At 60.0% G+C, this 24,501-nt stretch carries 27 protein-coding genes and 1 pseudogene; 16 read left to right on the forward strand and 12 right to left on the reverse strand.

From position 1 onward, the window contains the following. A pseudogene (locus tag JWR14_RS21685) lies at window positions 1–382 on the reverse strand (AMP nucleosidase); the annotation flags it as partial. Window positions 383–604: 222 nt separating this feature from the next. Here JWR14_RS21685 and JWR14_RS21690 point away from each other — a divergent pair. The 5 genes from JWR14_RS21690 (at window position 605) to JWR14_RS21710 (ending at window position 4,204) form a co-directional block, all read left to right on the forward strand. Further along, window positions 605–1,003, forward strand: coding sequence for a hypothetical protein (locus JWR14_RS21690; protein ID WP_299711269.1), 399 nt, complete (start codon window positions 605–607; stop codon window positions 1,001–1,003). 190 nt (window positions 1,004–1,193) lie between these two features. Continuing rightward, window positions 1,194–2,171, forward strand: a complete 978-nt coding sequence (locus tag JWR14_RS21695; RefSeq protein WP_299711272.1) for a homoserine kinase — start codon at window positions 1,194–1,196, stop codon at window positions 2,169–2,171. A 3-nt stretch (window positions 2,172–2,174) separates the two neighbouring features. Then, window positions 2,175–2,993 (forward strand): BPSS1780 family membrane protein, encoded by an 819-nt coding sequence (locus tag JWR14_RS21700; RefSeq protein WP_299711275.1) that lies wholly within the window; start codon window positions 2,175–2,177, stop codon window positions 2,991–2,993. Between the two features lie 179 nt (window positions 2,994–3,172). Next, window positions 3,173–3,625, forward strand: coding sequence for a MarR family transcriptional regulator (locus JWR14_RS21705; RefSeq protein WP_299711278.1), 453 nt, complete (start codon window positions 3,173–3,175; stop codon window positions 3,623–3,625). 159 nt (window positions 3,626–3,784) lie between these two features. Then, window positions 3,785–4,204, forward strand: coding sequence for an organic hydroperoxide resistance protein (locus tag JWR14_RS21710; RefSeq protein ID WP_299711281.1), 420 nt, complete (start codon window positions 3,785–3,787; stop codon window positions 4,202–4,204). Between the two features lie 188 nt (window positions 4,205–4,392). On the opposite strand, the gene JWR14_RS21715 is transcribed toward JWR14_RS21710, so the two are convergent. Further along, entirely contained in the window at window positions 4,393–4,566 is a 174-nt protein-coding gene (locus JWR14_RS21715) for a DUF3563 family protein (RefSeq protein WP_299711284.1), read from the reverse strand. Between the two features lie 131 nt (window positions 4,567–4,697). After that, a complete protein-coding gene (locus JWR14_RS21720) occupies window positions 4,698–5,834 on the reverse strand; it encodes a PHB depolymerase family esterase (RefSeq protein ID WP_299711287.1) in 1,137 nt (378 codons plus the stop codon). 270 nt (window positions 5,835–6,104) lie between these two features. Between JWR14_RS21720 and JWR14_RS21725 the strand changes: the two genes are divergently transcribed. The 4 genes from JWR14_RS21725 (at window position 6,105) to JWR14_RS21740 (ending at window position 9,104) form a co-directional block, all read left to right on the forward strand. Further along, window positions 6,105–6,800: a phosphatase PAP2 family protein gene (locus JWR14_RS21725; RefSeq protein ID WP_299711290.1), complete on the forward strand. Its 696-nt coding sequence runs from the start codon at window positions 6,105–6,107 to the stop codon at window positions 6,798–6,800. 121 nt (window positions 6,801–6,921) lie between these two features. Further along, window positions 6,922–7,662, forward strand: coding sequence for a molybdate ABC transporter substrate-binding protein (gene modA / locus JWR14_RS21730; protein WP_299711375.1), 741 nt, complete (start codon window positions 6,922–6,924; stop codon window positions 7,660–7,662). Between the two features lie 24 nt (window positions 7,663–7,686). Beyond that, window positions 7,687–8,361 (forward strand): molybdate ABC transporter permease subunit, encoded by a 675-nt coding sequence (modB, locus tag JWR14_RS21735; RefSeq protein WP_299711293.1) that lies wholly within the window; start codon window positions 7,687–7,689, stop codon window positions 8,359–8,361. 20 nt (window positions 8,362–8,381) lie between these two features. Then, complete coding sequence (locus JWR14_RS21740; RefSeq protein WP_299711296.1) at window positions 8,382–9,104, forward strand: ATP-binding cassette domain-containing protein; 723 nt, start codon at window positions 8,382–8,384, stop codon at window positions 9,102–9,104. Here the strand turns inward: JWR14_RS21740 and JWR14_RS21745 are convergent. Then, window positions 9,067–9,909 carry a TOBE domain-containing protein gene (locus JWR14_RS21745; protein ID WP_299711299.1) on the reverse strand — a complete coding sequence of 281 codons (843 nt, stop codon included), beginning with the start codon at window positions 9,907–9,909 and terminating at the stop codon, window positions 9,067–9,069. The genes JWR14_RS21740 and JWR14_RS21745 overlap by 38 nt on opposite strands. Before the next feature lie 56 nt (window positions 9,910–9,965). Beyond that, complete coding sequence (locus tag JWR14_RS21750) at window positions 9,966–11,387, reverse strand: CHAD domain-containing protein (protein ID WP_299711302.1); 1,422 nt, start codon at window positions 11,385–11,387, stop codon at window positions 9,966–9,968. A gap of 255 nt (window positions 11,388–11,642) precedes the next feature. Here JWR14_RS21750 and JWR14_RS21755 point away from each other — a divergent pair, with 255 nt between their 5' ends. From JWR14_RS21755 to JWR14_RS21765, 3 genes are all read left to right on the forward strand, one after another. Then, window positions 11,643–13,238: an inorganic phosphate transporter gene (locus JWR14_RS21755; protein WP_299711305.1), complete on the forward strand. Its 1,596-nt coding sequence runs from the start codon at window positions 11,643–11,645 to the stop codon at window positions 13,236–13,238. A gap of 332 nt (window positions 13,239–13,570) precedes the next feature. Continuing rightward, on the forward strand, window positions 13,571–13,726 hold the full coding sequence (locus JWR14_RS21760; protein ID WP_089160383.1) for a DUF3309 family protein: 156 nt from the start codon (window positions 13,571–13,573) through the stop codon (window positions 13,724–13,726). A gap of 281 nt (window positions 13,727–14,007) precedes the next feature. Then, complete coding sequence (locus tag JWR14_RS21765; RefSeq protein ID WP_299711313.1) at window positions 14,008–14,796, forward strand: SDR family oxidoreductase; 789 nt, start codon at window positions 14,008–14,010, stop codon at window positions 14,794–14,796. A gap of 71 nt (window positions 14,797–14,867) precedes the next feature. Here the strand turns inward: JWR14_RS21765 and JWR14_RS21770 are convergent, their stop codons facing one another. Further along, a complete protein-coding gene (locus tag JWR14_RS21770) occupies window positions 14,868–15,230 on the reverse strand; it encodes a hypothetical protein (protein WP_299711316.1) in 363 nt (120 codons plus the stop codon). A 19-nt stretch (window positions 15,231–15,249) separates the two neighbouring features. Continuing rightward, window positions 15,250–15,471, reverse strand: a complete 222-nt coding sequence (locus JWR14_RS21775) for a hypothetical protein (protein WP_299711319.1) — start codon at window positions 15,469–15,471, stop codon at window positions 15,250–15,252. A 210-nt stretch (window positions 15,472–15,681) separates the two neighbouring features. On the opposite strand from JWR14_RS21775, the gene JWR14_RS21780 reads away from it, so the two are divergent. The 3 genes from JWR14_RS21780 (at window position 15,682) to JWR14_RS21790 (ending at window position 17,275) form a co-directional block, all read left to right on the forward strand. Then, entirely contained in the window at window positions 15,682–15,954 is a 273-nt protein-coding gene (locus JWR14_RS21780) for a DUF2866 domain-containing protein (protein WP_165102316.1), read from the forward strand. A gap of 164 nt (window positions 15,955–16,118) precedes the next feature. Then, window positions 16,119–16,541 carry an MbcA/ParS/Xre antitoxin family protein gene (locus tag JWR14_RS21785; protein WP_299711326.1) on the forward strand — a complete coding sequence of 141 codons (423 nt, stop codon included), beginning with the start codon at window positions 16,119–16,121 and terminating at the stop codon, window positions 16,539–16,541. Between the two features lie 56 nt (window positions 16,542–16,597). Beyond that, a complete protein-coding gene (locus JWR14_RS21790) occupies window positions 16,598–17,275 on the forward strand; it encodes an RES family NAD+ phosphorylase (protein WP_299711378.1) in 678 nt (225 codons plus the stop codon). A gap of 14 nt (window positions 17,276–17,289) precedes the next feature. On the opposite strand, the gene JWR14_RS21795 is transcribed toward JWR14_RS21790, so the two are convergent. The 5 genes from JWR14_RS21795 to JWR14_RS21815 form a co-directional block, all read right to left on the reverse strand. After that, on the reverse strand, window positions 17,290–18,594 hold the full coding sequence (locus JWR14_RS21795) for a DNA topoisomerase IB (RefSeq protein ID WP_299711329.1): 1,305 nt from the start codon (window positions 18,592–18,594) through the stop codon (window positions 17,290–17,292). Window positions 18,595–18,649: 55 nt separating this feature from the next. After that, complete coding sequence (locus JWR14_RS21800; protein ID WP_299711332.1) at window positions 18,650–19,387, reverse strand: metallophosphoesterase; 738 nt, start codon at window positions 19,385–19,387, stop codon at window positions 18,650–18,652. A gap of 155 nt (window positions 19,388–19,542) precedes the next feature. After that, the gene (locus tag JWR14_RS21805) at window positions 19,543–20,907 is read right to left on the reverse strand and encodes a c-type cytochrome (protein WP_299711335.1); all 1,365 of its coding nucleotides are present in this window, start codon (window positions 20,905–20,907) and stop codon (window positions 19,543–19,545) included. A 23-nt stretch (window positions 20,908–20,930) separates the two neighbouring features. Then, window positions 20,931–22,532, reverse strand: coding sequence for a GMC family oxidoreductase (locus tag JWR14_RS21810; RefSeq protein WP_299711338.1), 1,602 nt, complete (start codon window positions 22,530–22,532; stop codon window positions 20,931–20,933). Window positions 22,533–22,673: 141 nt separating this feature from the next. Then, window positions 22,674–23,228 (reverse strand): sugar dehydrogenase complex small subunit, encoded by a 555-nt coding sequence (locus JWR14_RS21815; RefSeq protein WP_299711341.1) that lies wholly within the window; start codon window positions 23,226–23,228, stop codon window positions 22,674–22,676. A 316-nt stretch (window positions 23,229–23,544) separates the two neighbouring features. Between JWR14_RS21815 and JWR14_RS21820 the strand changes: the two genes are divergently transcribed. Beyond that, window positions 23,545–24,195: a DUF1345 domain-containing protein gene (locus JWR14_RS21820; RefSeq protein ID WP_299711344.1), complete on the forward strand. Its 651-nt coding sequence runs from the start codon at window positions 23,545–23,547 to the stop codon at window positions 24,193–24,195. Window positions 24,196–24,501: the final 306 nt, after the last annotated feature.

The raw sequence follows: 24,501 nt of genomic DNA on the forward strand, positions 1-24,501 counted from the left end.
GCGCCGACACACCCACCTCAATCCCCACATGATGATTCTTGGTAAGCAGCCGCAATTGCTCGCGATAATAATGGCCGAATAAATCCGGCCGCGTCAGCGTGGTTTCGAAAATACCCGGCCCTGCGACAAAGCCATACGAACGGCGTGAATCGATTTGCGTATTCAACTCGGTACGCACGCGCACGAACGGATAACACGCGCGCACGCGGTGTGAGAAAGGTTCGTTCTTTCTATAGCGCGCGAACGCGTCGCGCAGGAAAGAGGTGTTGGCTTCGTAGATGGCCGATACCCGCGCAACCGCGGCCACGGGGTCGTCGAAAGACTCCGTCGGGAAGTTGTTGGCAGGCGTGGAATGGCTGGCTTGAGTCCGGTCGTTTGTCATGATCTTCTGCGCTCTTGTGATGAATCGACATTAACACGGAAGAACCACACGCCCATGAACACCCCTCCCGGCGATGCGTTTCTTCAACACCTTCCACCGCGTCAACACGGTTTCAATGAAACCAGCGCAAAATAAGGCTTTTGGGAAGGAGTCAACGTCCCTTTAGTGTCCCCTTAGCGAGTGCGTTTTGCTAAAATCCGGGCACTCATCTGGAGAAACATCATGAAGCCGCTTCAATCTGTCGCCATCGCGGCCATTCTCGCCGCAGCCAGTATGGGCGCCTACGCGCAATCGGCCGTCGCGACGGATGAACCTCCGGCGCACGTCATGTCGCCTGAAGAGAATGCCGGTCTGCCGGACCTGAAGGCCATCAACCGGCCCGCCGCACAAGTCACCTCGAAGGTCGAGATTTCGCCGCCGCGCCTGCCGAGCTATCACGAGCAAAGCACGAACGGCACTGAAATCACGGAATACCGCGACAAAGGCAAACCCGTCGAAATCGACGTGCGCTCGAACTTCGGCACGCGTTATCAGATGAGCGCCCCGGCCGACACGTCACCGACCGTCCGCGATAACGGCAAGCCCAGCACGCGCCTGCCTTCGTGGAACCTGAAGTACTGAGCGTTTATTGAAGGCCTGTTGAGCGTTTATTGAGCGCTCAACCCCTGTGACCGCCGCCGTTTCTCCGCTGGGCCCGACGTTGCGTCGCCGTTGTGTCGACGTGTGTCGGCAGCGCAACGCCTGACTGACGCGCCCGTCGCATTGCGTCGCCGGTCATCCTGCATGTTCAACCTCACCGACGCTCTCCCGCATGGCCGTATTCACCGCTGTCACCGATTCCCAGCTCACCGACTGGCTGCAACACTACGAACTCGGCGAAGCCGTCGATTTCCGTGGCATTGCGTCCGGTATCGAAAACAGCAACTTCTTCCTGACGACCACGCGCGGCGCGTATGTACTGACAATCTTCGAAAATCTCCCGGCCACGCAGTTGCCGTTTTATCTCGATTTAATGCGCCATCTGGCGTCGCACGCGGTGCCGGTTCCCGATCCCATGCCACGTCGCGACGGCTCACTGTTCGGCACGCTGAACGGCAAGCCGGCGGCGATCGTGACGAAACTGGACGGCGCGCCGGAATTGTCGCCGGGTCCGTTGCATTGCATCGAAGTGGGCCAGATGCTGGCGCGGCTTCATTTGGCCGGCCGGGATTTCCCCGCGCATCAGCCGAACTTGCGCAGCCTCGCGTGGTGGCAGGAGAACGTGCCTGCCGTGCTATCGCATTTGAGCGACGCACAGCACGCGCTGATCACCAGCGAACTCGCCCATCAGGCGGCGTTTTTTGCATCGGAAGAGTATCGGTTGCTGCCCGAAGGCCCATGTCATTGCGACCTGTTCCGCGACAATGTGCTGTTCGCGCATCCGACGGCAGATGAGACGCAGCTCGGCGGATTCTTCGATTTCTATTTTGCCGGCAACGACAAATGGCTCTTCGATGTCGCCGTCTGCGTGAACGACTGGTGCGTCGATCTGGCAACCGGCGCGCTGGATGTCGCGCGGGTCAACGCGTTGCTGCGCGCCTATCAGACAGTGCGGCCGTTCACGCCGGCCGAAGCGCATCACTGGAACGACATGCTGCGCGCGGGCGCGTTGCGCTTCTGGGTGTCGCGTCTCTATGATTTTTACCGGCCACGCGAAGCCGAGATGCTAAAACCGCATGATCCTGGCCATTTCGAACGCATTTTGCGCGAGCGCATCAAAGTTGCGCCTCCTCCCGTTCACGGTAATTAATCAATGCAATTGATCGAAGTCCCCGCCAAAACCGGTTATGTGTGGTTCCGCCAGGGTATCTGGCTGTTTCGCCGGAATCCGCTCGCGTTTCTCACGGTGTTCTTCGCCTATCTGTTTGCTATGACGCTGATCTCGCGGCTGCCGCTGATCGGTCCCGTGCTGCCGCTGCTGCTGATTCCGGGCGTGGCCGTGGGGTTCATGGCGGCTTGCCGCAATACCATCGCCAAGAAACCAGTCTGGCCGACAGTACTCGTCGACGGCTTTCGTGCTTATGGGCAGATCGTCGCGCGCCGCCTGCTGGTGCTGGGCGTGATCTATGTGGCAGCCATGGGCTTGATCTTCGCCGCGTCCGCGCTGGCCGACGGCGGCTTGCTGCTCAACATGATGCTCGGCAATGGCCCAGCCGGTGATCCGGAAACCGTGGCGGCAAGCTTCAATCCGCTCGCAGTGCTGGTCGCCATGGTCTGCTACCTGCCGGTCGCCATGCTGTTCTGGTTCGCGCCTATTTTGGTCGCCTGGCACGACGTACCGCCGGTGAAAGCGCTGTTTTTCAGCTTCGTCAGTTGCTGGCGCAATCGCGGTGCGTTTGTTATCTACGGCGTGTTGTGGATTGGTATTGCGCTAGCCGTGTCCTTCGGACTCAGCGCGTTGATGCAGGTGCTCGGCGCGGCGCAGGACTTGGCCCTCGCGGTGTTGATGCCGGCGTCCATTCTCGTGACAACCGCGTTGTATTGCTCGTTTTACGCGACGTATCGCGGCTGTTTCGGCGTGCAATCGGAAGATACGCCGGACATTCCGGATCCGTCCGAACCGCCGGTATGAGTCTTCCGATGAGCGGGTCCAGATGATCGAACGCCGATGACTATTTGGTCATCGGCGTTTTTGTTTGAGGCGTGCCCTGAAGTGGGCGCGGTCGGCTTCCGCAGGTGGTTTCCTTAGTGCACTAAATATTTGCGTACACTAGCGATATATTCGTTTTTGCGTATTCAGGCGCGACCGTCATGACTTCTACCCGGCAATTTCCGCTCGAACTCGACGCCCAGCTTTGCTTCGCGCTGTACTCGACCTCGCTCGCGATGACCAAGACGTACAAGCCGCTGCTGGACAAGGTCGGACTGACCTATCCGCAATATCTGGCCATGCTGGTGTTGTGGGAGAGCGACGACCTGACCGTCAAGCAGATGGCCGAACGGCTAAGCCTCGATTCGGCCACCATGACACCTTTGCTCAAGCGTCTTGAAGCGCAAGGGTACGTCAAGCGCGTGCGCGGCATTGAAGACGAACGGCAAGTGCATATCCACCTTACCGACGCTGGCCGCGAACTGAAGAAGGCTATTCGCGGTATTCCCGGCGAGATCTACTGTGCAGCCGGATCGGACGCCGACCGGCTCATCAAGCTGCGGGACGATCTGATACGGCTGCGCGCGTCGCTGATCGACCATAACGAAGTTTAAAACCTCGATAGTCACAATCAATCATTCAGACGCCAATTTAGTTTGCACACAAATGATTTGCGCGATATATTTATTCCCGTTGGCACCGCGTTACCGGACTTGGACCCTGCATCACCCTCTTTCTGCCGCCGAGCGGCAACTGTTGAACAGGAGAACATCATGAGCATTCTTTACACAGCAACCGCAACGAGCACGGGTGGCCGCGACGGCCGGGCAGTTTCGTCGGACGAAAACCTGGATGTGAAATTGAGCGCGCCGAAGGCACTGGGCGGCACGGGCGCAGCCGGCACGAACCCGGAACAGTTATTTGCCGCTGGTTATTCAGCCTGTTTCCTGAGCGCGATGAAATTTGTCGCCGGCCAGGAAAAGAAGACCATTCCCGCCGACACGACGGTTACCGCCGACGTGGGCGTGGGCCCGAATGACAAGGGCGGTTTCGCGCTGGACGTTGAATTGCGGGTTTCGCTGCCGGGACTGGATGCGGCTGAAGCGCATAAGCTGGTAGAAACAGCTCACCAGGTGTGTCCGTACTCGAACGCGACGCGCAATAACGTCGACGTGCGCGTCAAGTTGGTCTAAGCGCGCCAAGGCGCGGGCGTGGTTGAGCGATGGAAATCCTCCTGCGCCTGTCGCTCCAGCGAGCCTCCAGCAGCAGCCAGACGCAAAAATGCCGGCCCTTGTGGCCGGCATTTTTTTGCTTCGACAACGCCGTTTTCAGCGTGACGATTCCTGCTTGTCCTTCTACTGGCTAACGAGCTACCGCAGAATTACTGCGCGAGCCACGAAGGATGACGCGAGTTTGCGCGACGATCCAGCTTCTGCATGCGGTATTCGAGGTCGTAAATGTCACTGGCTTCGGCCAGATAAGCATCGTTACGCTCCTTGTCACGCTGGTCGGCGGATTTGGTCAGGAACAGGAAGAGGCGGCTGAGCAGATACATGGTGAACCTCGCTTAAATGATTAGGGTAAGTACCTAGTGCTTTGAACGAAGTATAGGGTAATCCCTAAGCAAATGCTAGTGCTCAAAAAAGAATCACGTTGATACGAAAGACTTTTTTACAACACTCGAGCCTAAACCAGGGTTTCGTCGCGCACGGCCGCTTGCACGCGGCGCTGGTATTTGAAGAATTCCCAGAGCATGGCCGAGGCGTCCGGTCCTTTGGACGAATGGAACTGCACGGTGTCGTCGCCACCGCTCCAGGCATGGCCCAACCCGCGCACGATGCACGTCTTGATGACTCGTCGCCCGCCTTTGACGTAATCCGTCACAACGCTGTCCGCTTGCGTTTCCTCGCGGCGCTCGCCGTTGCGCCAAGCGCCGCTTGCGTCGATGAAGCGGTTCAGGCGCAGGAATTCCGTTGTCAATTGCTCAGCATTGGTCTTCGATACAACCGAATCCAGTTCGCCGTGGACAATGATGGCCGGCATGCCGGGGTAATCGGCGACGTCAACTGCAGCGTCGATCAGGCCAACAGGGTCGCTGCGGCTGCCGCGCCGCATGGCGTCCATTGCGCCGATTGCGGAGTTTGCGTCGCCGAAAACCACGCCGGAGTGCAATCCGACCGCCGCGAACAGCGACGGATATTTAACGGCGAGCATGGCTGCGAGTCCCGCACCAGCCGACATACCGGCCAGATAAATACGTTCGGGATCGAAATGGTGACGCGCGACTGCTTCAGTCACCAGGGAAGCGACCGCTGCCGCTTCGCCCCCGCCTGAATTGACGGAATCTTCGTACCAATGCCAGCAGCGATGGACGTGCGCGGTCTTCGATTGCTCGGGATACAGCACGGCGAATCCGAAGCGGTCAGCCAGCAAATTGATACGCGTGCCCTGCGCAAACTCTTCAGCCGATTGCTGGCAGCCGTGCATCATCACGACCAGCGGCATGTCCGTGAGCGATGCGCCGGTCGGCAGATACAAGGCATACGCCAGGTGATTGACGAACCGGCCAGCTGTTGGCGGGGCCGAATGGAACGACCGGCTCCACTGTCCTGCGGCCCACGCCGAGGCGCGCGGCCTGACCCGCGACTCGCGGGCTGCACGCGGTTTGGGTGTGATTTTGGGTTTCGCCGCAGCCGGTTTGGCCGCCTTGGCGCGAACAGGCTGCGCCGGAGCGCGCGTTTTCGGCGCTCGGGGCGGGGCGATCTGTGTCGCTACAAGGCGTTTCAAGCCTCGCAGCCAGAGTTTTGTCAGGCTTTTTGGCATGGAATTCGGGTCCGCACACGGAGAAATGGATCGCCAAACCCTTCGGGAATGACGAATGTTGTGCAGTGCACAATAGCATTTATTCCGGGACCGTGCGCGCACCACAGAATTTCATATTGCGTCACGTTGTCGTCATGTAGACGGTTGATACGGTACGTTGCGTTAATTTTACTGAAACCCATTGTTATTTATAGACTCCCTCTAAAAATTTTAGAAGGCCGCGCGGCAGGTATACTGTCGGCTTTCTCCCGCTCTGCAGAAACAATCTTCATGCCTGACTTGCCGCTTTCGCTTTGGCTCTCAATTACTTCGCTCGGCAGCGTCGGCGTCATGATTCCGCTCGCGCTCGCCGTTGCCGCCTGGCTGGCGCTGGGTTATCCATGGCGTTACGCCGTGTGCTGGCTAGCCGTGCTCGGCTCTGCCAGCGTCCTGGTGGCGTTGACGAAAATCGCGTTCATGGGCTGGGGTGTCGGTGTGCGCGACCTGGATTTCACGGGCATCAGCGGTCATGCGATGGTGTCGTCGGCGGTATTGCCGGTGGCTTTGTTCGTCGCGTGTTTGCCGGGGCGCCGATGGGTACGCGCGTTCGGCGTGTCGGCGGGCGTGCTGATCGGAATGGTGGTCGGCGTGTCGCGGATCTTGCTGAATGCGCATTCAGTGTCCGAGGTGGTGACAGGATGCGGACTCGGTGCGCTCGCCGCGCTGGTGTTCGTGGTGTTCGCCTGGCGCGCTGAATCCGGCAAGCTGGCCGCTGCACCGGTTGCGGTGAGCCTTGCGATGGTGGCTATCACGCTGCATGGGATTTCTGTGCCAACACAGCGCTGGATCACAGATATCGCCCTGGATTTGTCGGGCCGCGAGCAACCTTATATTCGCGCAAAATGGAAAGCGGGTCGTTATGACAAGCCAGTTGCACGTCCGCCGCAACATATCGATGTGCGGTTTTCAGGGACGTCGGAATCGTAAAGGGGGGGTGCGTCGGCGTCGTTGGGCGCGAATGAACCCGCTATCGTTATAACCCCGAATATATTACGATGCGCTTTCTATCCCCTTCGACCTGTCCATCGTGTTCAATCTCAAACACTCGCTGATCGCCGCTGTCTTCACGTTCACGCTGCAATCCGCCGCCCACGCCGATGAAATCGTCGTGTCCGCCGCAGCAAGCCTGACCAATGCGTTCAAAGCCATCGGCGACGCTTACGAGAAACAGCATCCCGGCACGAAAGTCCTGATGAACTTCGGCGCCTCCGACGTACTGATGCAGCAAATCGTGAAAGGCGCGCCCGCTGATGTGTTCGCCTCCGCCGATCAAAAGGCCATGGACAAGGCTGTCGACGAAAAGGTCATCGCTACCGAGTCGCGCCGGGACTTTGCCGCCAACTCGCTCGTGCTGATCGTCCCGAAAGACAGCACATTTGCACCCGCCAGCGTCAAAGACCTCACGGCCGCCAGCGTGAAACGCGTGGCTTACGGCGATCCGGCATCGGTACCGGTCGGCCGCTATACCGAAGGCGCGCTCAAGGAAGCCGGCGTATGGGACGCCGTCAGCGCCAAGGGTGTGCTCGCGGCCAACGTACGCCAAAGCCTGGACTACGTGGCGCGCGGCGAAGTGGACGCCGGCTTCGTATTCAGCACCGACGCCGCCGTGATGCCGGATCGCGTAAAAGTGGCGCTGAGCGTACCGACACAAACATCGATTACCTATCCCATCGCTCAGGTCGCCCAGAGCAAACACGCCGCCGATGCCCAGCAGTTCATCGCGTATGTATTGTCGCCGGACGGCCAGAAGACGCTCGCTCAATTCGGCTTCAAACCGCCGGTGAAATAACCCTGCTCTATAAAACTTAACACCATGGACCAGGCGTGGATTCCGTTGCTGTTGTCGCTGAAAGTAGCGGGATGGGCGACAGCAATCGATGTCGTGCTCGGCGTCGCGGTGGCATTCGGCTTGTCGCGCTGGCGTTCGTCGGCGCGCGAGCTTGTCGACTCCTTGCTGACGCTGCCGCTGGTCATGCCGCCCACCGTGCTCGGTTATTACCTGCTCGTGTTATTAGGCCGGCGCGGCGTGATCGGGGCATGGCTCAACAAGTTCGACATCCAACTGGTGTTCACCTGGCAAGGCGCGGTGATTGCATCCGCCGTGGTTGCTTTTCCACTCGTGCTGAAGTCGGCGCGTACTGCATTCGAGACGGTCGATCCGCAATTCGAACGCGCGGCACGCACGCTCGGCGTCAGTGAAGCCGCTGTGTTCTTTCGCGTGACGCTGCCGCTCGCCGCGCGCGGCATTTTAGCCGGCGCGTTGCTCGCGTTCGCGCGGGCGCTCGGGGAATTCGGCGCCACCCTGATGATCGCCGGGAACTTGCCGGGCAGGACGCAAACGCTCTCGGTGGCTGTCTATGCTGCCGTTCAGGCGGGCGACGACACCACCGCTAACATCCTCGTGATCGTGACCTCGGTCACGTGCGTGGTCATCCTGCTCGCAGCCGGACGGCTGCTGCCGCAGCGCTCCACGGCATCGGTGCGTTAGACACACACCCGATAACCGCCATGACCGCCCTTACCGTCCGCCTGCGCAAGCATTTCATCACGCCAGAGCGCGATTTCATGCTCGACATCGCGTTTCATTCGGCCAGTCAGCGCATCGTGCTGTTCGGGCCGTCCGGCGCGGGCAAAAGCCTGACGCTGCAAACCATCGCCGGCCTGATCACGCCGGACGAGGGCGAGATCGTCCTCAACGGAACCACACTGCTGGATACGGCCAAAGCGATCGACTTGAGCCCGCAAGCGCGCCGGATTGCGTATCTGTTTCAGGACTACGCGTTGTTCCCGCACTTGAACGTGCGCCAGAACATTGCCTTCGGCTTGAAGCGCGGCTGGTGGAATCCGTCAAAGCACGTTGCTCACGCCGATGTGAACTACTGGCTGAACGCGTTCGATCTGATGGAGGTTGCGCGGCAGTTTCCGGCGCAATTATCGGGCGGGCAAAAGCAACGCGTTGCGTTGGCGCGCGCACTGGTGCCGCATCCGCAATTGCTGTTGCTCGATGAGCCTTTTTCAGCGCTCGACATGACCTTGCGCCAGCGCATGCGCCAGGAGCTGGCGGACCTTCAAAGCCGCCTGGATATTCCAATGGTGCTCATCACGCACGATCCCGACGACGTCGCCATGTTCGGCGATCAGGTCGTGAGTTTGCGCGAAGGCATGGTGCAACCGGACGATGCGCTCAACACCCTCAGTCCGTCACGCCAAGAATCACGCTCGACGCCTTGAACGCCGCGATAGCGGCCTGACCTTGTACCAGGCCGAGCGTTGCAACGCTCTCGTTGGTAATGATGGCCGTGACGGTGGTGGCGTCGTCCAGTGCCAGAGAAACCTCCGCGTTCACCGCACCCGGCGTCACGCTCGACACCTTGCCGCGCAACTGGTTTCGCGCCGAGATCCGCATGGGTTTGGAAGACCCTTCGGTATCATCGACCATCAACATGACCCATGACGCCTTCACGAGCGCGAAAGCCTCGACGCCTTCCTTGAGACCGAGCGACGCGGTGCTTTCGTGCGTGACCACGGCGACTATCGATTGGCCGCCGGACAACGTGAGTTCCACTTCGTCGTTGACGGAACCGCGCGTGACTTTGCTGACCGTGCCAAACAGTTGGTTGCGTGCGCTCGTCTTCATGCCGATTCGTCCAATAAGCCGCCAATCCTGCGCGAAGCCTTCAATCGCCGCGCCCGCGCGTTCCAGAAACGCCTGATGCTCCCGTTCGATAACCCGATAGGTATCGATCAGTCTCAGCGCCTTCGGCGTCAGCGTGGTCCCGCCGCCGCCCTTGCCGCCCGTGGCACGCACGACGAGCGTGGTGCCGGCGAGGTTGTTCATGGTGTCGATGGCATCCCACGCCGCCTTATAACTCATGCCCACCGCCTTCGCCGCGCCCGTGATCGAACCGGTCTGCTGGATGGCCGCGAGCAACGCGATGCGCGCCGCGCCGCCAAGGGTCGCCTCGCCGCTTCGAAACCAGACTGATCCGGCCACTTCGATGGGATCGTGCGGTGTACTACTGGATTCGTCGATCATGGGGCGAGAGCTGAACAGAGTGGTAAAGGAGCGGCTATTGTATCGATGCAATTCACTCACTTGATCCGCGGCGGTTTTATCTTGCGCAGGATACGTTCGCCTTCGGTTGCGCTCATCCGTTGCGCGTTGACGGCAAAGCCCTTCGCCAAACCCTTCTGGAATTCGCCGGCCTCTTTTAGATCAGCGAGGCGCTGAGCAGCGACGGCCGCGTCGTTGCCTTCGCCCAGGACGCTCTGCAGATTCCCCAATGCCTCTTCCACTTGTTTGCGGGTTTTTCGGGTCAGCAGCGAGCGGAAAAACTCAAGCGCGTAACGCAAGCGCTTGGCGTGAATGCGTACTTTGTGCCGCTTCGCGGCGTCGAGCGTGGTGAGATCCGGCGCACGCTCGATCTTCCGATAATGCTTCGTGATGCGCTTCTGCGCATACGCGGCGAGCGATTGATCCGTATGGTCCACGGGCGCTTCGAGCGTGCTGAACCACTCGACATATGACAGCGCAAGCCGCGCGTACCGCGGGGAATTCATCGCGTCCTGCAGACGCTGGCGGGCGGCGACACGGTTGTTATTGGCTGCTTTTTGTGTCGGATTCCACGCGGCCTTGTGATGCGGATCATCGGACGCCGCGTAGGCGGGCAGCGTGGTGTCGGTGAAGACGTCCCAGTCGCGGGCATCGCCCAGCAAGTCGCCGAACCATTTCAGGTCGGGCGCGATTCCGGTCGTCCACGCATCGTCGATCCAGTCAGGGAAAAGCTTAAGCGCCGTCTTCAAGCGGCGCTGGGCCACGCGCAACTGATGCACGTGTTCTACCTCGAGTCCGGCGCGCGAAGCAGCATCGTTGCCGAACCAATGCGCCGCGACCGACTTGCCGATCGCGACGAGGGCATCGGTCGGACTAGCATCTTTTGGCAGCTTCAGCTTGCTGGCCTTGACCGGCTCGCGCGACGTGCTGTGGACAGCGACGGGCACGATCAGGAACGGCAGCGCCTCCACAATCTCATGCGCGGCCGCGAACAGCGCTTTGCGTTCGTCAGGAGCTGCCGTGAGCGTCAGTGTTGCCGGCTGATCCGTGTCAAGCCGCAGCGTGGCGCGTACGTGAACGCCGGTATCCATCTCGCCGGGCGTGTCCCACTGGACGAGCGCAGTCTCCGTGGCCTCGCTCAATGTGAAGCCGGCATCGCCGAGCAGGGCCTTCAAGTCAGTCAGCGCGGCTTCCGACTTGATCCAGCCATGCAGCGTGTCGAAGGGTCCTGCTTCGGTTTCAATCCGCCGGATCAGCGGCCAGTCCTGGTGCATCGCCACGAACACGCGATGGTCATCGTGCGTCTCAATCCCGACTTCCCAATCGGCCAGGTTCGCAGCCAGACCCATCCCGGCTTTTTGCGACCGCAGCATGAAATCCGTGCGGCGCGCCGTGGCAAATCGGCCCAATCGCGCCAGCGCTTCGTCCGGCGGACCATTCAGCGCATCCAGAGAAACCATCCTTAACTCGACGAGTTGCAACATAACTTCCTCATCATGAGCGGGTGTCCTTGCCGGGCAGCAGGTCGCACACCGCTACTTCAGATCAGACGAATTTCAATCCTTTCAGATGTCATCAAAACGCCATAAACCGTGTGCAAACATGGTCGACGTCATCGCCAGAAGCAACGCCTTTCAGTGTTCTTTACGCCTGAATCCTCTTAAGCCTGAATCCCCTTACGTGACACGCGCAGCCTCTAGCTCAAAGGACGTTCCATGCCTGACCTGACTCTCCCCGACAGTAACGACAGCAACGGGCCCCGCTCGCTCGCACGCCGGCTGAGCATGCCGATATTCCTCGTCGTGATCGGCGTTGGCATTATCTATTGCGTGACGCACCTGATGCACGACCTGGAGTCGGTCCAGCAGTCTTCAATACTGCCTTACGTCCTGCTCGGCGTTGCATTGATGATCGCGCTTGGATTCGAATTCGTAAATGGTTTCCACGATACGGCAAATGCCGTCGCCACCGTCATCTATACCCATTCGCTCGCGCCGAACCTCGCGGTTGTCTGGTCGGGCATGTGGAATTTTCTTGGCGTGCTGGTATCGAGCGGCGCGGTGGCGTTCGGCATCCTGCAACTGCTGCCGGTGGAACTGATCTTGGGCGTCGGGACATCGCAGGGTTTTGCGATGGTCTTCGCGCTGCTGATCGCCGCGATCATCTGGAATCTCGGTACCTGGGCGCTCGGCATTCCTTCATCGAGCTCGCATACGTTGATTGGCTCGGTGATCGGCGTCGGCTTGATGAACCAGATGATGCACGGCCCGTCGGGAACATCCGGCGTCGACTGGGGCCAGGCGCTCGCGGTGGGTAAATCGCTGCTGTTCTCGCCGTTGGTCGGCTTCATCCTGGCAGGCTTGCTGCTCTACGTGATGAAGCTCGTGGTGCGCGTTCCCGCGCTCTATAAAGAACCGAAGAAAAATACGCCGCCACCGTTCTGGATTCGCTGCCTGCTGATCCTGACCTGCACCGGCGTATCGTTCGCGCACGGCTCCAATGACGGCCAGAAAGGCATGGGCCTCATCATGCTGATCCTGATCGGCACCGTGCCGACCGCCTATGCGCTGAACAAGGCCGTGACGCCGGCCGAGACGCAAACCTTCCTGTCGGTCGGCCATCACGCGTCCGAAGTACTTGGCAAATACACCAACGGCGCCGCACCCGTTGCCGACCCGCGCGCAACAGTGCAGCACTACGTGCAGACCAAGGCGGTCCAGCCGGACACCGTGGTCGCCCTCCAGCAGCTCACCGATATCATCGATGGACAGGTCGGGCCTTCGTCGTCGATGGCGGCCGTGCCGCAAAACATCGTGAATAACGTGCGTAACAACATGTATGTGGCGTCCGAAGCGCTGCGCCTGATGGACAAGCAAAACGCTCCGGCTTTCGCCGCCGATGACGCCGCCGTGCTCAAGAACTTCAAAGGCCAGCTCGACCATTCGACCAAGTTCATTCCGACGTGGGTAAAAGTGGCCGTGGCGGTAGCGCTCGGCCTGGGCACCATGGTTGGCTGGAAGCGGATCGTGGTGACGGTCGGCGAACGGATCGGCAAGACCCATCTGACGTATGGACAGGGCGCGTCCGCGGAACTGGTCGCGATGTTGACCATTGGCGCAGCAGACGTCTACGGCCTGCCAGTCAGTACAACCCACGTGCTGTCCTCGGGCGTGGCGGGGACCATGGCGGCGAACGGTTCAGGGCTTCAATGGCGCACCGTGCGCAGCCTGGCCCTTGCCTGGATCTTGACCCTGCCCGTATCGATCGGACTCGCAGCGGGATTGTTCTGGGTGTTCCGCGGGCTGTTCTAAGCGGCACGTTTGAAGTTTCATCGGCTGTTCCAAACGCGGCTAATAGTCCGTTGAGCTTGTTGCACGTTGAAACGCGAGCGGTTTTTTCAAACCGCTCGCGCGCTTGCAGAATTTGCCGATAGCCGGCGGCTGTTTGTCCCCTCTCCGGCCACCCACCTCACGCCACATACTTTTCGCCGACGGGCACAGCGCTTGCTCTAACAAAGCGGCAATCGCGAGGGTATTGGTGCTGCGGACACGCAAGCTGAGGCAATCCGCCGATACTCACGCCGCATCACACGCGGCATCGCCATTCACTCTTCAGCAGACTTTAATAATTAAGGAGAAGTGGAATGATCGGAACAATCTTGCTTGTCGTGTTGATCTTGCTGCTGCTAGGCGCTTTCCCCTCATGGCCGCACAGCCGTAGCTGGGGGTATGGCCCAAGCGGGATCTTGGGCGTGGTCGTGATTATCGTGATCGTGCTGCTGCTTATGGGACGAATCTAGAGAGTTAGGTCGATCGGTGTCAGCCGCTTGGCTTGTAGTCAGGCGCTGACCTAAAGTTAAAGCCGACGGCGAACCAACGGCGCTTTGAGCCCGGCGGCGCCCTGTCAGAATGCCGGGAACCGCTGCGTTATTGCCCGCCTAAGGGACGCCCGCTAAAACGAACGCCTGCCTGAAGAACGCCTGCCTGAGGGAGAACATCCCTGATGGCAGGCGGTTTTCATTGGCTTTTCATTGAGCATTAACCGCTCTTCGACATCCGCTAATCAAGGAGTACACATTTCATGGATTTACATCTTGAAGGCAAACTCGCGCTCGTCTCGGGATCGACGAAAGGCATTGGCCTCGCCATTGCCGCCGGACTGGCGCGTGAAGGTGCGCGCGTGATCGTGAACGGGCGCAAGCAGGCATCCGTCGATGAAGCCCTGGAAAAGCTGCGAGCCCAAGTGCCTGATGCAAACGCGGAAGGTTTCGCCGGCGATCTCTCCGAAGCCAGCCAGATCGACGCGCTGGTCGCGCGCTATCCGGCTGTCGATGTGCTGGTGAACAACCTGGGCATCTTCGATCCAAAGCCGTTCGAAGAAATTCCGGACGACGAATGGTCGCGTTTCTTCGATACCAACGTGATGTCGGGCGTACGGCTGGCGCGTGCTTATTTGCCGAAGATGAAAGCGAAGAACTGGGGCCGTGTGGTGTTTATCAGCAGCGAGAGCGGCATTCAGATTCCCGTCGAGATGATTCATTACGGCGTGACGAAGACGGCGCAACTGGGATTGTCGCGTGGGCTCGCCGAACACTGCGCAGGCACGGGCGTAACGGTGAACGCGGTATTACCCGGTCCGACACATTCCGACGGTCTCGACGAAATGGCCGCGAAGGGCATGGGCGACAAGTCGTTCGCAGAGTTCGAGAAAGGCTTCTTCGAAACGGCACGCCCGAGTTCGCTGCTCAAGCGTTTTGCCACGACGGAGGAAGTAGCAAATATGGTGGTGTATGTGTGCTCGGAAGCGTCGTCGGCCACGAATGGCGCCGCGCTGCGGGTGGACGGCGGGGTCGTGCGCGCAGCTTTTTAACGATTTTTAGAACGTTTTTTGAACAATGGGCGCCGCGCAAGCAGGAACAATGCACCAAAAAACATGCAGGATCACACGCGCAAGACACGTCCGTCCGGCCCGATCAGCGGCGGCAGGCGCGGCGTTGAGTCCGTTCCTTTGGGCGCCGTTTTCGCATGTCCCGGAATTGCCGGAGCCGGTGAGAGCGCAGGCGGCGCGAGATTGGTTTTATCGGCGACCTGCTTGACGGCCGGCCCGCTCTTGCGCTTTTTCTTTGCCTGCGCCGACAGCACGCCGCGCGGTTTGGCCTTCGATTTATGCATCTGAGCCTCAGGCGGATTCCAGACTTCGACGTATCGCTCAGCGGCGACCGCGGCGAGCGGGCCCAAACCCATGAATCCGGCCAGGACCGCAAGCACGACGTTCGAAGAGAGTGTGGATAAAGCAGATCTCACAACAAGTGCTCCAGAGTGTTCAGTGTCCGCCAGCGCGCGAAAGTATGGCGTCCAGCGAGCGCTGCGATGTGTCGAGTTCAAGCAACGCGTTGTCCAGCCGTTGTAGCGCCAATGCAACCGTGCGGCCGTCCGCGTCCAGTTCCGGTTCGCTGCGCGTAGCGTCAAAAGCAGCCGATACCGCGCGGGTAGCCTGCACGTAACGCGCGAGTGCCGCAGCTTCAGCAGAAGAATGACTGTTCATGTTTCTTGTCCATGCAAAAGCACTAACCTGTATGAATATACAGTAATGCCGCGCGACGGAAAAGCATTCGTGCGGCAATCAGCAGTGTGCACGTAAACCCGTCTGGTTTTAAGTTGCACTTAATTGTCGGAGGGCACATTACAAACGCGAGCTTTCATCGCCGCTATCAAGGGCGGCTTCTAATCAGGGCTTTCACCGCGAGGACACGTCATGGCCGCCAGTGCATCGTTTCAGAACATCAAGTCCACGATGAAAACCGACCACTCCCTCCCGCTGCACGAATGCCGGCTTTCCGAGGCCGTGGAAAGGCCGTGGGGCAAGCCGTATCGAATGGTCGAATGGGCGCGCAAGAGCGATCCCTGCAGTCAATTGAGCGTCGTGCCCGCAGAGTTCACTACGTCCGAGATTGCAGAAGTATTGCGCGCGCATGTGTCGGGGCGGCGCTACGGTCCTACGGATTCCGACGGGACCGTGCAGGAGTGAGTACGCTTGACCGGGGCGAATCAAGCACCGGCAGCGGCAGTTTCCAGCGCCGCCGCACCTTGAGGCATTGAGGCAACACCCACACGGCGCCAAGGTGCAGTTAAAACTTGATATAGTCCACAAATGGACTAATATACGAATCAAGTTCTTAACGAGACTTATCTATGCCTCGCGCTCAACGCGTCTCGCGTCCCGTTCCACCGCCACAACCTTCCATTTCGGACATGTCCGCAGCGGGCTTGCGTGCATTTTTCAATATCGCGCGCGACTGGGCGCTGTCGGCCGATGAGCAGATCGTCCTGCTAGGTTCTCCCGGACGGTCCACCTTCTTCAAATGGAAACAGACGCCGCAAACGGCGCGTCTTGGGCGCGACACCCTCGAGCGGCTTTCGCTGATTCTCGGCATTTACAAGGCGCTGCAGATCCTGTTGCCGCAAGCCGAAGCCGCAGACGGCTGGATCAAGCGCGTGAATACCGCGCCGCCGTTCGGCGGACGGCGGGCGCTTGACCGCATGCTCGCGGGCAACGTGAGCGATCTCGTGGCGGTTCGCCAATATCTCGATGCGATGCGGGGCGGTTGGGCGTGAGCGATCTATCCAATCTTCCGCAAGCTGAAAACGACTGGCACGCTGACTGGCCGCATATCGACCTCAACTGGTCGCCGGCCTACCGGGTGATACCTACGCGTTTTCCCGCCGTGAACCTGTTCGATCGCGTTGCGTCGCCCCAGGATTTCGATGCCCTCTACGCACTCGAGGCCATGACCAATGACCGCTTGCGCACGGAAGTGGGCGATCTGGATCTGGTGCCACTCGCCGAGCGTCAGTTCGGCGCCGGTTACGGCCCGATCATGGCGGCTTTCACCCATCTGAACCCGAACGGCAGCCGTTTTTCCGATGGCAGCTACGGCGTGTTTTATTGTGCGCGCGACCGGCGTACGGCGATTGAGGAGACGCGTTATCACTCGGCGCTGTTTCTCGCGGATACGAAACAAGCGCCGCTGCGTCAGCAGATGCGGCTCTACACGGTGCTGGCGCAAGGTGATGTCATCGATCTATGCGAGGGCCGGCTGGAACAAGCTGCGCTCGATCCCGCGATCCTTTCGCCATCCAGTTACGTCGCGGGTCAGGCGTTGGGACGGGTCGCGCGGGAAGCGGGCGCACCGGGAATCGCGTATCCGTCCGTGAGGGATCACGGCGGCGAATGCCTCGCGGCTTTCCGCACAACCCTGCTGCGCGATTGTCATCACGCGGCTTATCTGGAGTACGAATGGAACGGCGAGACCGTGACCGACGTCTTCGAGATGAGCAAGGTCGGATAGGTTGGTCAAAGCATCTAGCTGATAACCACAGCCGTCGACGACCGCACGCGCGCGATCTTCTTGGTCGCGGGGCGCGCGGCCGTCGACGCAGTTTTCGGCGCAGCAGACTTCGATACCGCCGCCAGCGCCTCGGTCGTGACGTCTTTCGACGAGTGCTTCAACGCCGCCGCCTTCGCCTTTTGACTGGACTTGGCGAGCAGCCGGGCGAGCCGCGGATCCGCTCCATTCGCTGGACGCTTGCGGCCCCGCGCTGCTTCGCGAGCACGGCGCTTTGCGTCTTTTTCCAGAAAAATGGCGAGCATGGCTTCGTCGGATTTCAGGCCGGACCGGCGAGAGGGCGGTAGTTCATCGGCAAGTTCGCCGGCTTCGAACGCTTCGATCACCGCTGGATGGACATAACATTTGCGGCACACAGCCGGCGTGTTGCGCAATATCTTCGATACTTCCTTGATCGTGCCGACCACATGCTTGCGTGCTTCGGTCACGGTTTCCCACGCCAGCTTGCGCAACGCCGCCAGGGCGAACACGCTGCCGGCCCATGTCCGGTAGTCCTTTGCCGTGAAGTCGGCGCCAGTGATGTCATGGAGGTAGTCATTGATATCGGAGGAGCTGACGGTGTGGCGATCGCCGTTCGCGTCGAGGTACTGGAACAGGTCGTGGCCGGGCAAGTCCATGCAGCGTTTTATGATCCTGGCGATGCGCGGGTCGCTCACCGAGACATCGTGTTCAATCCCGCTTTTGCCGCGAAACTGGAAGCGCAACGTGCCGGATTTAACGCTCAGGTGTTTCTTGCGCAAGGTGGTGAGTCCGTACGACTTGTTGTCGCGAGCGTATTCTTCGCTGCCGACGCGAATCAGCGTGGTGTCCAGAAGCCTGACCACGGTGGCGAGGACTTTGTCGCGGGGCATGCCTTCGAGTTCGAGATCCCGGGTTACGCGTGCGCGCAGTTTCGGCAATACCGCGCTGAACGCCAGCATCCGTTCGTACTTGGTGGCGTCGCGGGTTTCGCGCCAGTGCGGGTGATATCGATATTGCTTGCGGCCACGGGCATCGCGGCCGGTGGCTTGCAAGTGGCCGCGTGAGTCGGGGCAGATCCAGACGTTGGTATAAGCGGGTGGGATGGCGAGCGCGTTGATGCGCTTGATGTCGGCGTCGTCGGAGAGGGGGTTGCCCTGGGTGTTAAAAAAGACGAAAGCGCCGTTTTTCCACTCGCGCGTGTAGCCGGGGCGGGAGTCATCGACGTAGCGCAGGCCCGGAGGCAAGTCTTCCGGGCAGCCCTTGATCTCGCTCTGCGCTTGTTGGTCCAGGAGTGCTGTCACTGCGTGCCTCGCTAAGGTCTCGCTCAATTGGACGAGATCCAAGCAAAGCCCATTCCTACGGCAGCGCCAACTCCCGCGCCCCTTCCGCGCTCGCCCAACCCTGCTTGACCGACCAGCGCTGGTCAGTGCCGGCCTCGACAATCGTGAGCCGCCCGTCGTCGGTATAAGCGCCGGTATCGATAAAAATCTGCGACCCGATCTGCTTGATCGCCTTCATGGGCGTGTGCCCGCAATAGGTCGGCGATAACCCCCGCTGCCAGGCAGGCTTCCCGGTCCCCAGCGCAAGCGAACGCCCCCATAGCATCTGCTGGCGGATATCGTCGGGGAAATACGCGACTTCCAGATCAGCGTCGCTGCCAAAAAACTCGGCGTGGAGCACGTTGAACCGCGTCGGACCATCGCCGACAATTCGCACCAAAGGAACCCTCGCCAGCTTCGCGGCAATTGCCTTCAGTTGTTCATCGGGCAGGTTCGCCGCCCACGCCCCGCCAATCGAATACCACATGTGGCGTTGCATCTTGCCCGCAGCAACCGCGCACAACGCGTCTTCGTGATTGCCAAGCACGGGATAGAACCAGGGTTTATCGAGCAGGTCGATTGCTGCCAGCGAATCGCTGCCGCGATCGACCAGGTCGCCGACGGAGAAAAGGCGATCACGCGAACCATCGAAAGCAATTTCGCTAAGCAGATAACGCAGTGCGTCGACGCAGCCGTGCAAATCGCCAACCACGAGGTCACGGCCAACTTTGTTCGCCGGATGCCAGCAAACGACAGGATGAGTAGGAGCAGTCATGGCAACAATCTTAATCTTACAAAACGCGCGGTTATGCGCGCCAACTCGCTTTGCAACAAATTACCCACCCACATTCTGGAACGACCATTACTAATGCGCAATACGCTCAGCTTAGCGTGGCAATAATTGCCGCGCCAAGCCAGAATTCAGCGTATTTATTGCGGGGTTGAACGGAGTTTGGCGACCTGATCGGCGGAAGTCGTCGATTGCGGATTGCCAAACGTCTTGGTCACATAATTGCTGATGGCAGCAATTTGTTCATCGCTAAGTTCGTTGGCGAATGCGGGCATAAAGGCGGAGGCGTCTTTTGTCTGACGGTCCACGCCGTGCAGCATGACCATCGTCAGGTTATTCGCGGCCGATGCCCCCACTACGCTGTTATGAATCAGCGACGGGTACGCTCCCGGCGCGTTGCCGCCCCGGCCCTCGCCCGTCCAGCTATGACACGTCGCACAATTGGCGATGAACAATTGCGCACCATTCACCCCGCTGATGGCCGTGCCGCGCATCGCGGTGACGTCCGCGTTGGTCGGCTGGCCGAAGGAATTGCGCGGATGGATGTCGCCGCCGCTTTGCGCCGGCACTGAGCGCAGGTACACCACGATCGAACGCAGGTCCTCAGGCGCCATGTACTGCGTACTGTTCTGCACTACATCCGCCATCGCGCCCGCCGCGTTTGCCCGTCCATGTGCCACGCCGGTCGCGAGATATTGCGTCAGTTCGTCGTCGGTCCATCCGCCAACGCCCGCAGTCTTGTCAGGCGTGATATTGAACGCGTGCCAGCCGGACAGTCCGGCGCCGCTGAAGCGCTCGCTCGTCTTCAGGCCCTGCATCACATTACGAGGCGTATGGCATTCCTCGCAATGCGCAAGACCGCCAACCAGATACGCACCGCGATTCCATTCCGCGCTTTGCTGCGGGTCGGGCACGAAGCGGCCTTCCCTGAAGTTGAACATGTTCCAAAACACCATCAGCCAGCGCTGGTTGAACGGAAATGACAGCTCATTGCGCGGCGGCGTGTAGTGGATCGGCGTCAGCGTATTCAGGTAGGCACGGATCGCGAGGACGTCCGAGTCCGTGACCTTCGTGTATTCGGCGTAGGGGAAGGCCGGGTACAAACGTTCACCGCCTTTGCCAATACCTTCATGCATCGCGCGAAGGAAGTCGGCGTCGCTCCAGCGGCCAATGCCGGTGTCCGGATCGCTCGTGATGTTCGGCGTATAGATGGTCCCGAACGGTGTGTTGATCGGCAGACCGCCCGCGAACGGGCGGCCTTTGTCAGCGGTATGGCACGCCACGCAGTCGCCCGCGCGCGCCAGGTATTCGCCGCGCTTGATCAAATCCGCGCCGGCCAGCGTGTCGCGCTGAACGACCGTGGGCTCAGTCGCGGCAGTCTGCGCCTGCGCCGATTGAATCAGCGTGTGGAAATTCACGCCCGTAATGGCGAGCGCAAGTGCGGCGAGCGCGCCGCCCAGGCGTCTGTTAAAGATTTTCGCGGCGCGAGGTTTGGGGTTCTTCATCGTGGGGCTCCGTCGGCGCGCAATCAAAGTTCTTTCTTCAGCTTGTCGGCGAGACGCAGCGACAACGCCGACAACGTCAGCGTGCAATTCACCGATGCCGCCGTCGGCATCACCGCACTGCCGGCCACGAAAAGGTTCGCGTGGTCATGCGTGCGGCATTCAGGATCGACGACGGAATCCTTCGGGTCCACCCCCATGATGGTCGTCCCCATGATGTGATTGTTCGGAGCGAATTGATCGTCGAAGGTGATCTCCGTGCCGCCGAACAATTCCGCAATCCGTGCGTACTGCGTGCGCGTGTCGGCTGCGCTTTTCTTCACGTAGTCGTTGATCGAGTAGTAGATCTCGGGCTGCGGTATACCGAGTGAATCCTTGTGATCCGACGATGGAATCACACGGTTCTGCGGCTCGGCCAGATGCTCGTGGAAACTGTTGATGCTCATCGTGCGTGCTGCGCGGTCGCGGATCTGCCGATCCAGTTCCGCCCCGGTCAAGCCCTTGGCGATCAGCTCCGCCGTGACGGACATGGTGGGTACGCCATTCGATAGATGCAGCTTCTTTGCGGAGTATTCGGAGCGGAATGCACCATCACGGAAGTTCACCACCGAGGTCATCTCCATCGGCCCGCGTCCCGGCCACACGGGCTCGTTCGCGAGGAAGGTCACGCCGGTGCCGGGGTGGTCCATCAGGTTGCGACCGACCTGGTCCGAACTGTTGCCAATGCCGTTCTTGAATCTGTCGGACACTGACTGGAGCATCAGCTTTGGCGTTTCGATACCGTTAGCTGCAAGCACGAAGAGCTTTCCCGTGACACGCGTGCTGTTGCCGTTCGGGTCCCTGTAATGAACAGCCGTGATCAGGCCTTTATCGTCGCTTTCGATCTTGTAGACGACCGCTTGCGCGATCAGCTTCGCGCCCGCACGCTCGGCCTTTTCTGCATGCGTGATGCCGTTGTACATGGCGGCGATCGGGCAGATCGGCATGCAGTTGTTATTGCCGCAGCAAGTCGGGCGGGCATCGTATGGACGGCTGTTGCGCGCGACCGGTTCCGGCACCACGTGATAAGACTGCGCGTTGAGGACATCGGCGAAACGCTGGTCCATGTAAGAAAGCGGCAGCATGTCCATTGGATACGGTTTGGAACGCGGCGAGCCGAGGTCAACGTCATTGCCCGGACCGGACACGCCAAGCTGCACTTCGGCGGCGAAGTACCAGGGCTCAAGCGTCTCATACGGGATCGGCCAGTCGCGACCTACGCCATACAGCGTCCTCAGCTTGAAATCGGCAGGCAGCAAGCGCCATGCAGCAGCGGCCCAATGCCAGGTGGTCCCGCCTACGAGCCGCAAGTATTGCGACGCGTACGGATACTCGCCCTTCTGAATCAGATAGTTGTTCTCGGGCGAATACTCGGGATGCGGCGCGTAAGGCGTCGACGGATACGGCGTAGCGAAATCGGCCTTCGCCGGCGAGTTACGAAAATTTTCGACGATCTGCCAGCGCGGAATGCGCGGCCCGGCTTCGAGCAGGATCACGGAGGCGCCCGCGCTCGCGAGCTGATGCGCGACGAGTCCGCCCGCAACCCCTGATCCGACGACCACGACATCGGCCGAATTCGAATTTGCCATTTGCTGTTGTCCTGTGAGGGGTGGTTTTTATGTGCTTCGGTCGCGCTGTCGAGCCTGCTGACAATCGTGCTGTCAACTGATTGTCAGACAGCACGCCGGCTTGATGCTTTTCTTGATGCGTGGCTTTCTCGATGCGTGCTTTCAGGCCGCGCCGGGAGGCTTCTGCGTCCAGTAGAACGGCACGTCACGGCAATACGACGGAATGGTCAGCACGTCGTTGACAGGATCGAACATCAGCGCGCGCTCGTAGGCGACCACGCTCACGCGCGGAGCATCGCCGACAAGACCGAGATACCACGCCCGCATGATCGCGGTGACCGTGCCGGCGAGCTTGGGTGTATCCGCCTTGAGCGCCTGCGTGACGGTATCCGACGGCACGCCGCCATGCGCCGCGAGCCAAACGTTCAGCGCGCTGACGTTGCCGACAAACTCGCTGTCCGACTTCGACAGCGCGTCGTACACGCGCTGCGCAAGCGCGGGATCGAAGGTCGTGCGGCCAGTCAGTCGGCGCGAGAGCAACAGGAAACCGTCAAGACCCGCAGGCGGGGTATCGGCGAAAGCCTGAGTGAAGAATGTTGGAGAACCGAAACCCACCGACGTGAACGCGAGCACGACTGCTGATGCGCACGCGCCAAGAACAAAACGCCTTCGAGTAGCAGACTGTGCGCGCGTCATGGGGTGGTCGAGTTGTGTCATGTGATGAGGTCCCAGTCCGCGTTGTCCAGAGAGGCATGATCGAATGCGCCTGTCGATTGCACCCGTCGATATCCCCGAATAGTTTTTGAGGCGCGCCTTGCGGCGGCCGAAGCATGCACGATGAACCGATTAATAACCAGCCCTTGGGCCGTTGGTAATTGAAAGCTGCACGGGCAATAATCGCGGCACTTGAAGTAGTTGAAGGACACGAAGCACCGGCATCTTGCGATGGCTGGCACCATACGGTCCCGCGCGAGCTTGGCGCTATAAAGACTTGCCACCACCTGTCACCTGCCATTACCAGCGGCTATAAAAAATGAATTTCGTTCCCCAAGTACTTCGCTATCGCCCGCGGGCGGTAATTGCCCTCGTGGTTGGTGTGATCGTGGCGCTTTTGGTTCCACATGACTTAACACCGATCGTGCGCGGCCTCATTGGATGGGACAGTACCGTATGGCTGTATCTCGTGCTTATCTGGATTCAGATGGCGCTTGCGCATCAGGACAAAGTGCAGAAGCTCGCTGAGCGCGAGGACGAGAACGCAGGCATGGTGTTGCTGATCATCAGCCTGGCCGCCATAGCGAGTCTTGTCGCGATTGTGTTCGAGCTGGCCGCAGCCAAGAACCTCGGCTTGCGAGGTCAACTGCTCCACTATCTGTTGACGGGCTTCACGATGCTGGGCGCATGGTTCCTCATTCCGACTATCTTCACGCTTCACTACGCACGCCATTACTATCAGTCGGCAGGCGACGGACCATCGCTGAGATTCCCTGATGCGCAGCTCAAGCCGGACTATTGGGACTTCCTCTATTTCTCATTCACGATTGCGGTGGCGTCGCAGACTTCGGATGTCGTGCTCTGTTCCAATGAAGTCCGGCGAGCGGCACTCGCACAATCCGTCCTGTCATTTTTCTTTAATGCCGCAGTGATCGGTTTATGCGTCAACACGGCGGCGAGTTTGCTTTAACCGTGAACTGAGCAGTGAAGCAAATATTGCCATGGCGTCTGAAGGAATTCGGGCGTAATTTCCGGCTCGAATAAATTAGTCGGGATGGCTGACAGTTCTTGCGTCGCTAGCAATTCAGTCACTAAGCGAGTAAGCCCACCGACACGCCCGTCTTTCGTATAACGATTCCCGAACAACCCGTGTAAAAACGCCGTCTGCGGCGCGTGCTTTTTTACACGGCTCCTCGTGTCCGCCTAACGTCGACCCTCGGCGCTGATCAACGCCTATCGCTTTCCCGCGGTTTTAGCAGATTCTTACGAACATGGC

Source organism: Caballeronia sp. (genome assembly GCF_028292365.1).
Classification (GTDB): Bacteria; Pseudomonadota; Gammaproteobacteria; order Burkholderiales; family Burkholderiaceae; genus Caballeronia.

What these genes read in the sequence shown, in the direction of transcription:
- JWR14_RS21690 (WP_299711269.1), top strand. Translation starts at nt 605, where the DNA reads ATGAAGCCGCTTCAATCTGTCGCCATCGCGGCCATTCTCGCCGCAGCC.
- JWR14_RS21695 (WP_299711272.1), top strand. Translation starts at nt 1,194, where the DNA reads ATGGCCGTATTCACCGCTGTCACCGATTCCCAGCTCACCGACTGGCTG.
- JWR14_RS21700 (WP_299711275.1), top strand. Translation starts at nt 2,175, where the DNA reads ATGCAATTGATCGAAGTCCCCGCCAAAACCGGTTATGTGTGGTTCCGC.
- JWR14_RS21705 (WP_299711278.1), top strand. Translation starts at nt 3,173, where the DNA reads ATGACTTCTACCCGGCAATTTCCGCTCGAACTCGACGCCCAGCTTTGC.
- JWR14_RS21710 (WP_299711281.1), top strand. Translation starts at nt 3,785, where the DNA reads ATGAGCATTCTTTACACAGCAACCGCAACGAGCACGGGTGGCCGCGAC.
- JWR14_RS21715 (WP_299711284.1), bottom strand. Translation starts at nt 4,566, where the DNA reads ATGTATCTGCTCAGCCGCCTCTTCCTGTTCCTGACCAAATCCGCCGAC.
- JWR14_RS21720 (WP_299711287.1), bottom strand. Translation starts at nt 5,834, where the DNA reads ATGCCAAAAAGCCTGACAAAACTCTGGCTGCGAGGCTTGAAACGCCTT.
- JWR14_RS21725 (WP_299711290.1), top strand. Translation starts at nt 6,105, where the DNA reads ATGCCTGACTTGCCGCTTTCGCTTTGGCTCTCAATTACTTCGCTCGGC.
- modB (WP_299711293.1), top strand. Translation starts at nt 7,687, where the DNA reads ATGGACCAGGCGTGGATTCCGTTGCTGTTGTCGCTGAAAGTAGCGGGA.
- JWR14_RS21740 (WP_299711296.1), top strand. Translation starts at nt 8,382, where the DNA reads ATGACCGCCCTTACCGTCCGCCTGCGCAAGCATTTCATCACGCCAGAG.
- JWR14_RS21745 (WP_299711299.1), bottom strand. Translation starts at nt 9,909, where the DNA reads ATGATCGACGAATCCAGTAGTACACCGCACGATCCCATCGAAGTGGCC.
- JWR14_RS21750 (WP_299711302.1), bottom strand. Translation starts at nt 11,387, where the DNA reads ATGGTTTCTCTGGATGCGCTGAATGGTCCGCCGGACGAAGCGCTGGCG.
- JWR14_RS21755 (WP_299711305.1), top strand. Translation starts at nt 11,643, where the DNA reads ATGCCTGACCTGACTCTCCCCGACAGTAACGACAGCAACGGGCCCCGC.
- JWR14_RS21760 (WP_089160383.1), top strand. Translation starts at nt 13,571, where the DNA reads ATGATCGGAACAATCTTGCTTGTCGTGTTGATCTTGCTGCTGCTAGGC.
- JWR14_RS21765 (WP_299711313.1), top strand. Translation starts at nt 14,008, where the DNA reads ATGGATTTACATCTTGAAGGCAAACTCGCGCTCGTCTCGGGATCGACG.
- JWR14_RS21775 (WP_299711319.1), bottom strand. Translation starts at nt 15,471, where the DNA reads ATGAACAGTCATTCTTCTGCTGAAGCTGCGGCACTCGCGCGTTACGTG.
- JWR14_RS21780 (WP_165102316.1), top strand. Translation starts at nt 15,682, where the DNA reads ATGGCCGCCAGTGCATCGTTTCAGAACATCAAGTCCACGATGAAAACC.
- JWR14_RS21785 (WP_299711326.1), top strand. Translation starts at nt 16,119, where the DNA reads ATGCCTCGCGCTCAACGCGTCTCGCGTCCCGTTCCACCGCCACAACCT.
- JWR14_RS21800 (WP_299711332.1), bottom strand. Translation starts at nt 19,387, where the DNA reads ATGACTGCTCCTACTCATCCTGTCGTTTGCTGGCATCCGGCGAACAAA.
- JWR14_RS21805 (WP_299711335.1), bottom strand. Translation starts at nt 20,907, where the DNA reads ATGAAGAACCCCAAACCTCGCGCCGCGAAAATCTTTAACAGACGCCTG.
- JWR14_RS21810 (WP_299711338.1), bottom strand. Translation starts at nt 22,532, where the DNA reads ATGGCAAATTCGAATTCGGCCGATGTCGTGGTCGTCGGATCAGGGGTT.
- JWR14_RS21815 (WP_299711341.1), bottom strand. Translation starts at nt 23,228, where the DNA reads ATGACACAACTCGACCACCCCATGACGCGCGCACAGTCTGCTACTCGA.
- JWR14_RS21820 (WP_299711344.1), top strand. Translation starts at nt 23,545, where the DNA reads ATGAATTTCGTTCCCCAAGTACTTCGCTATCGCCCGCGGGCGGTAATT.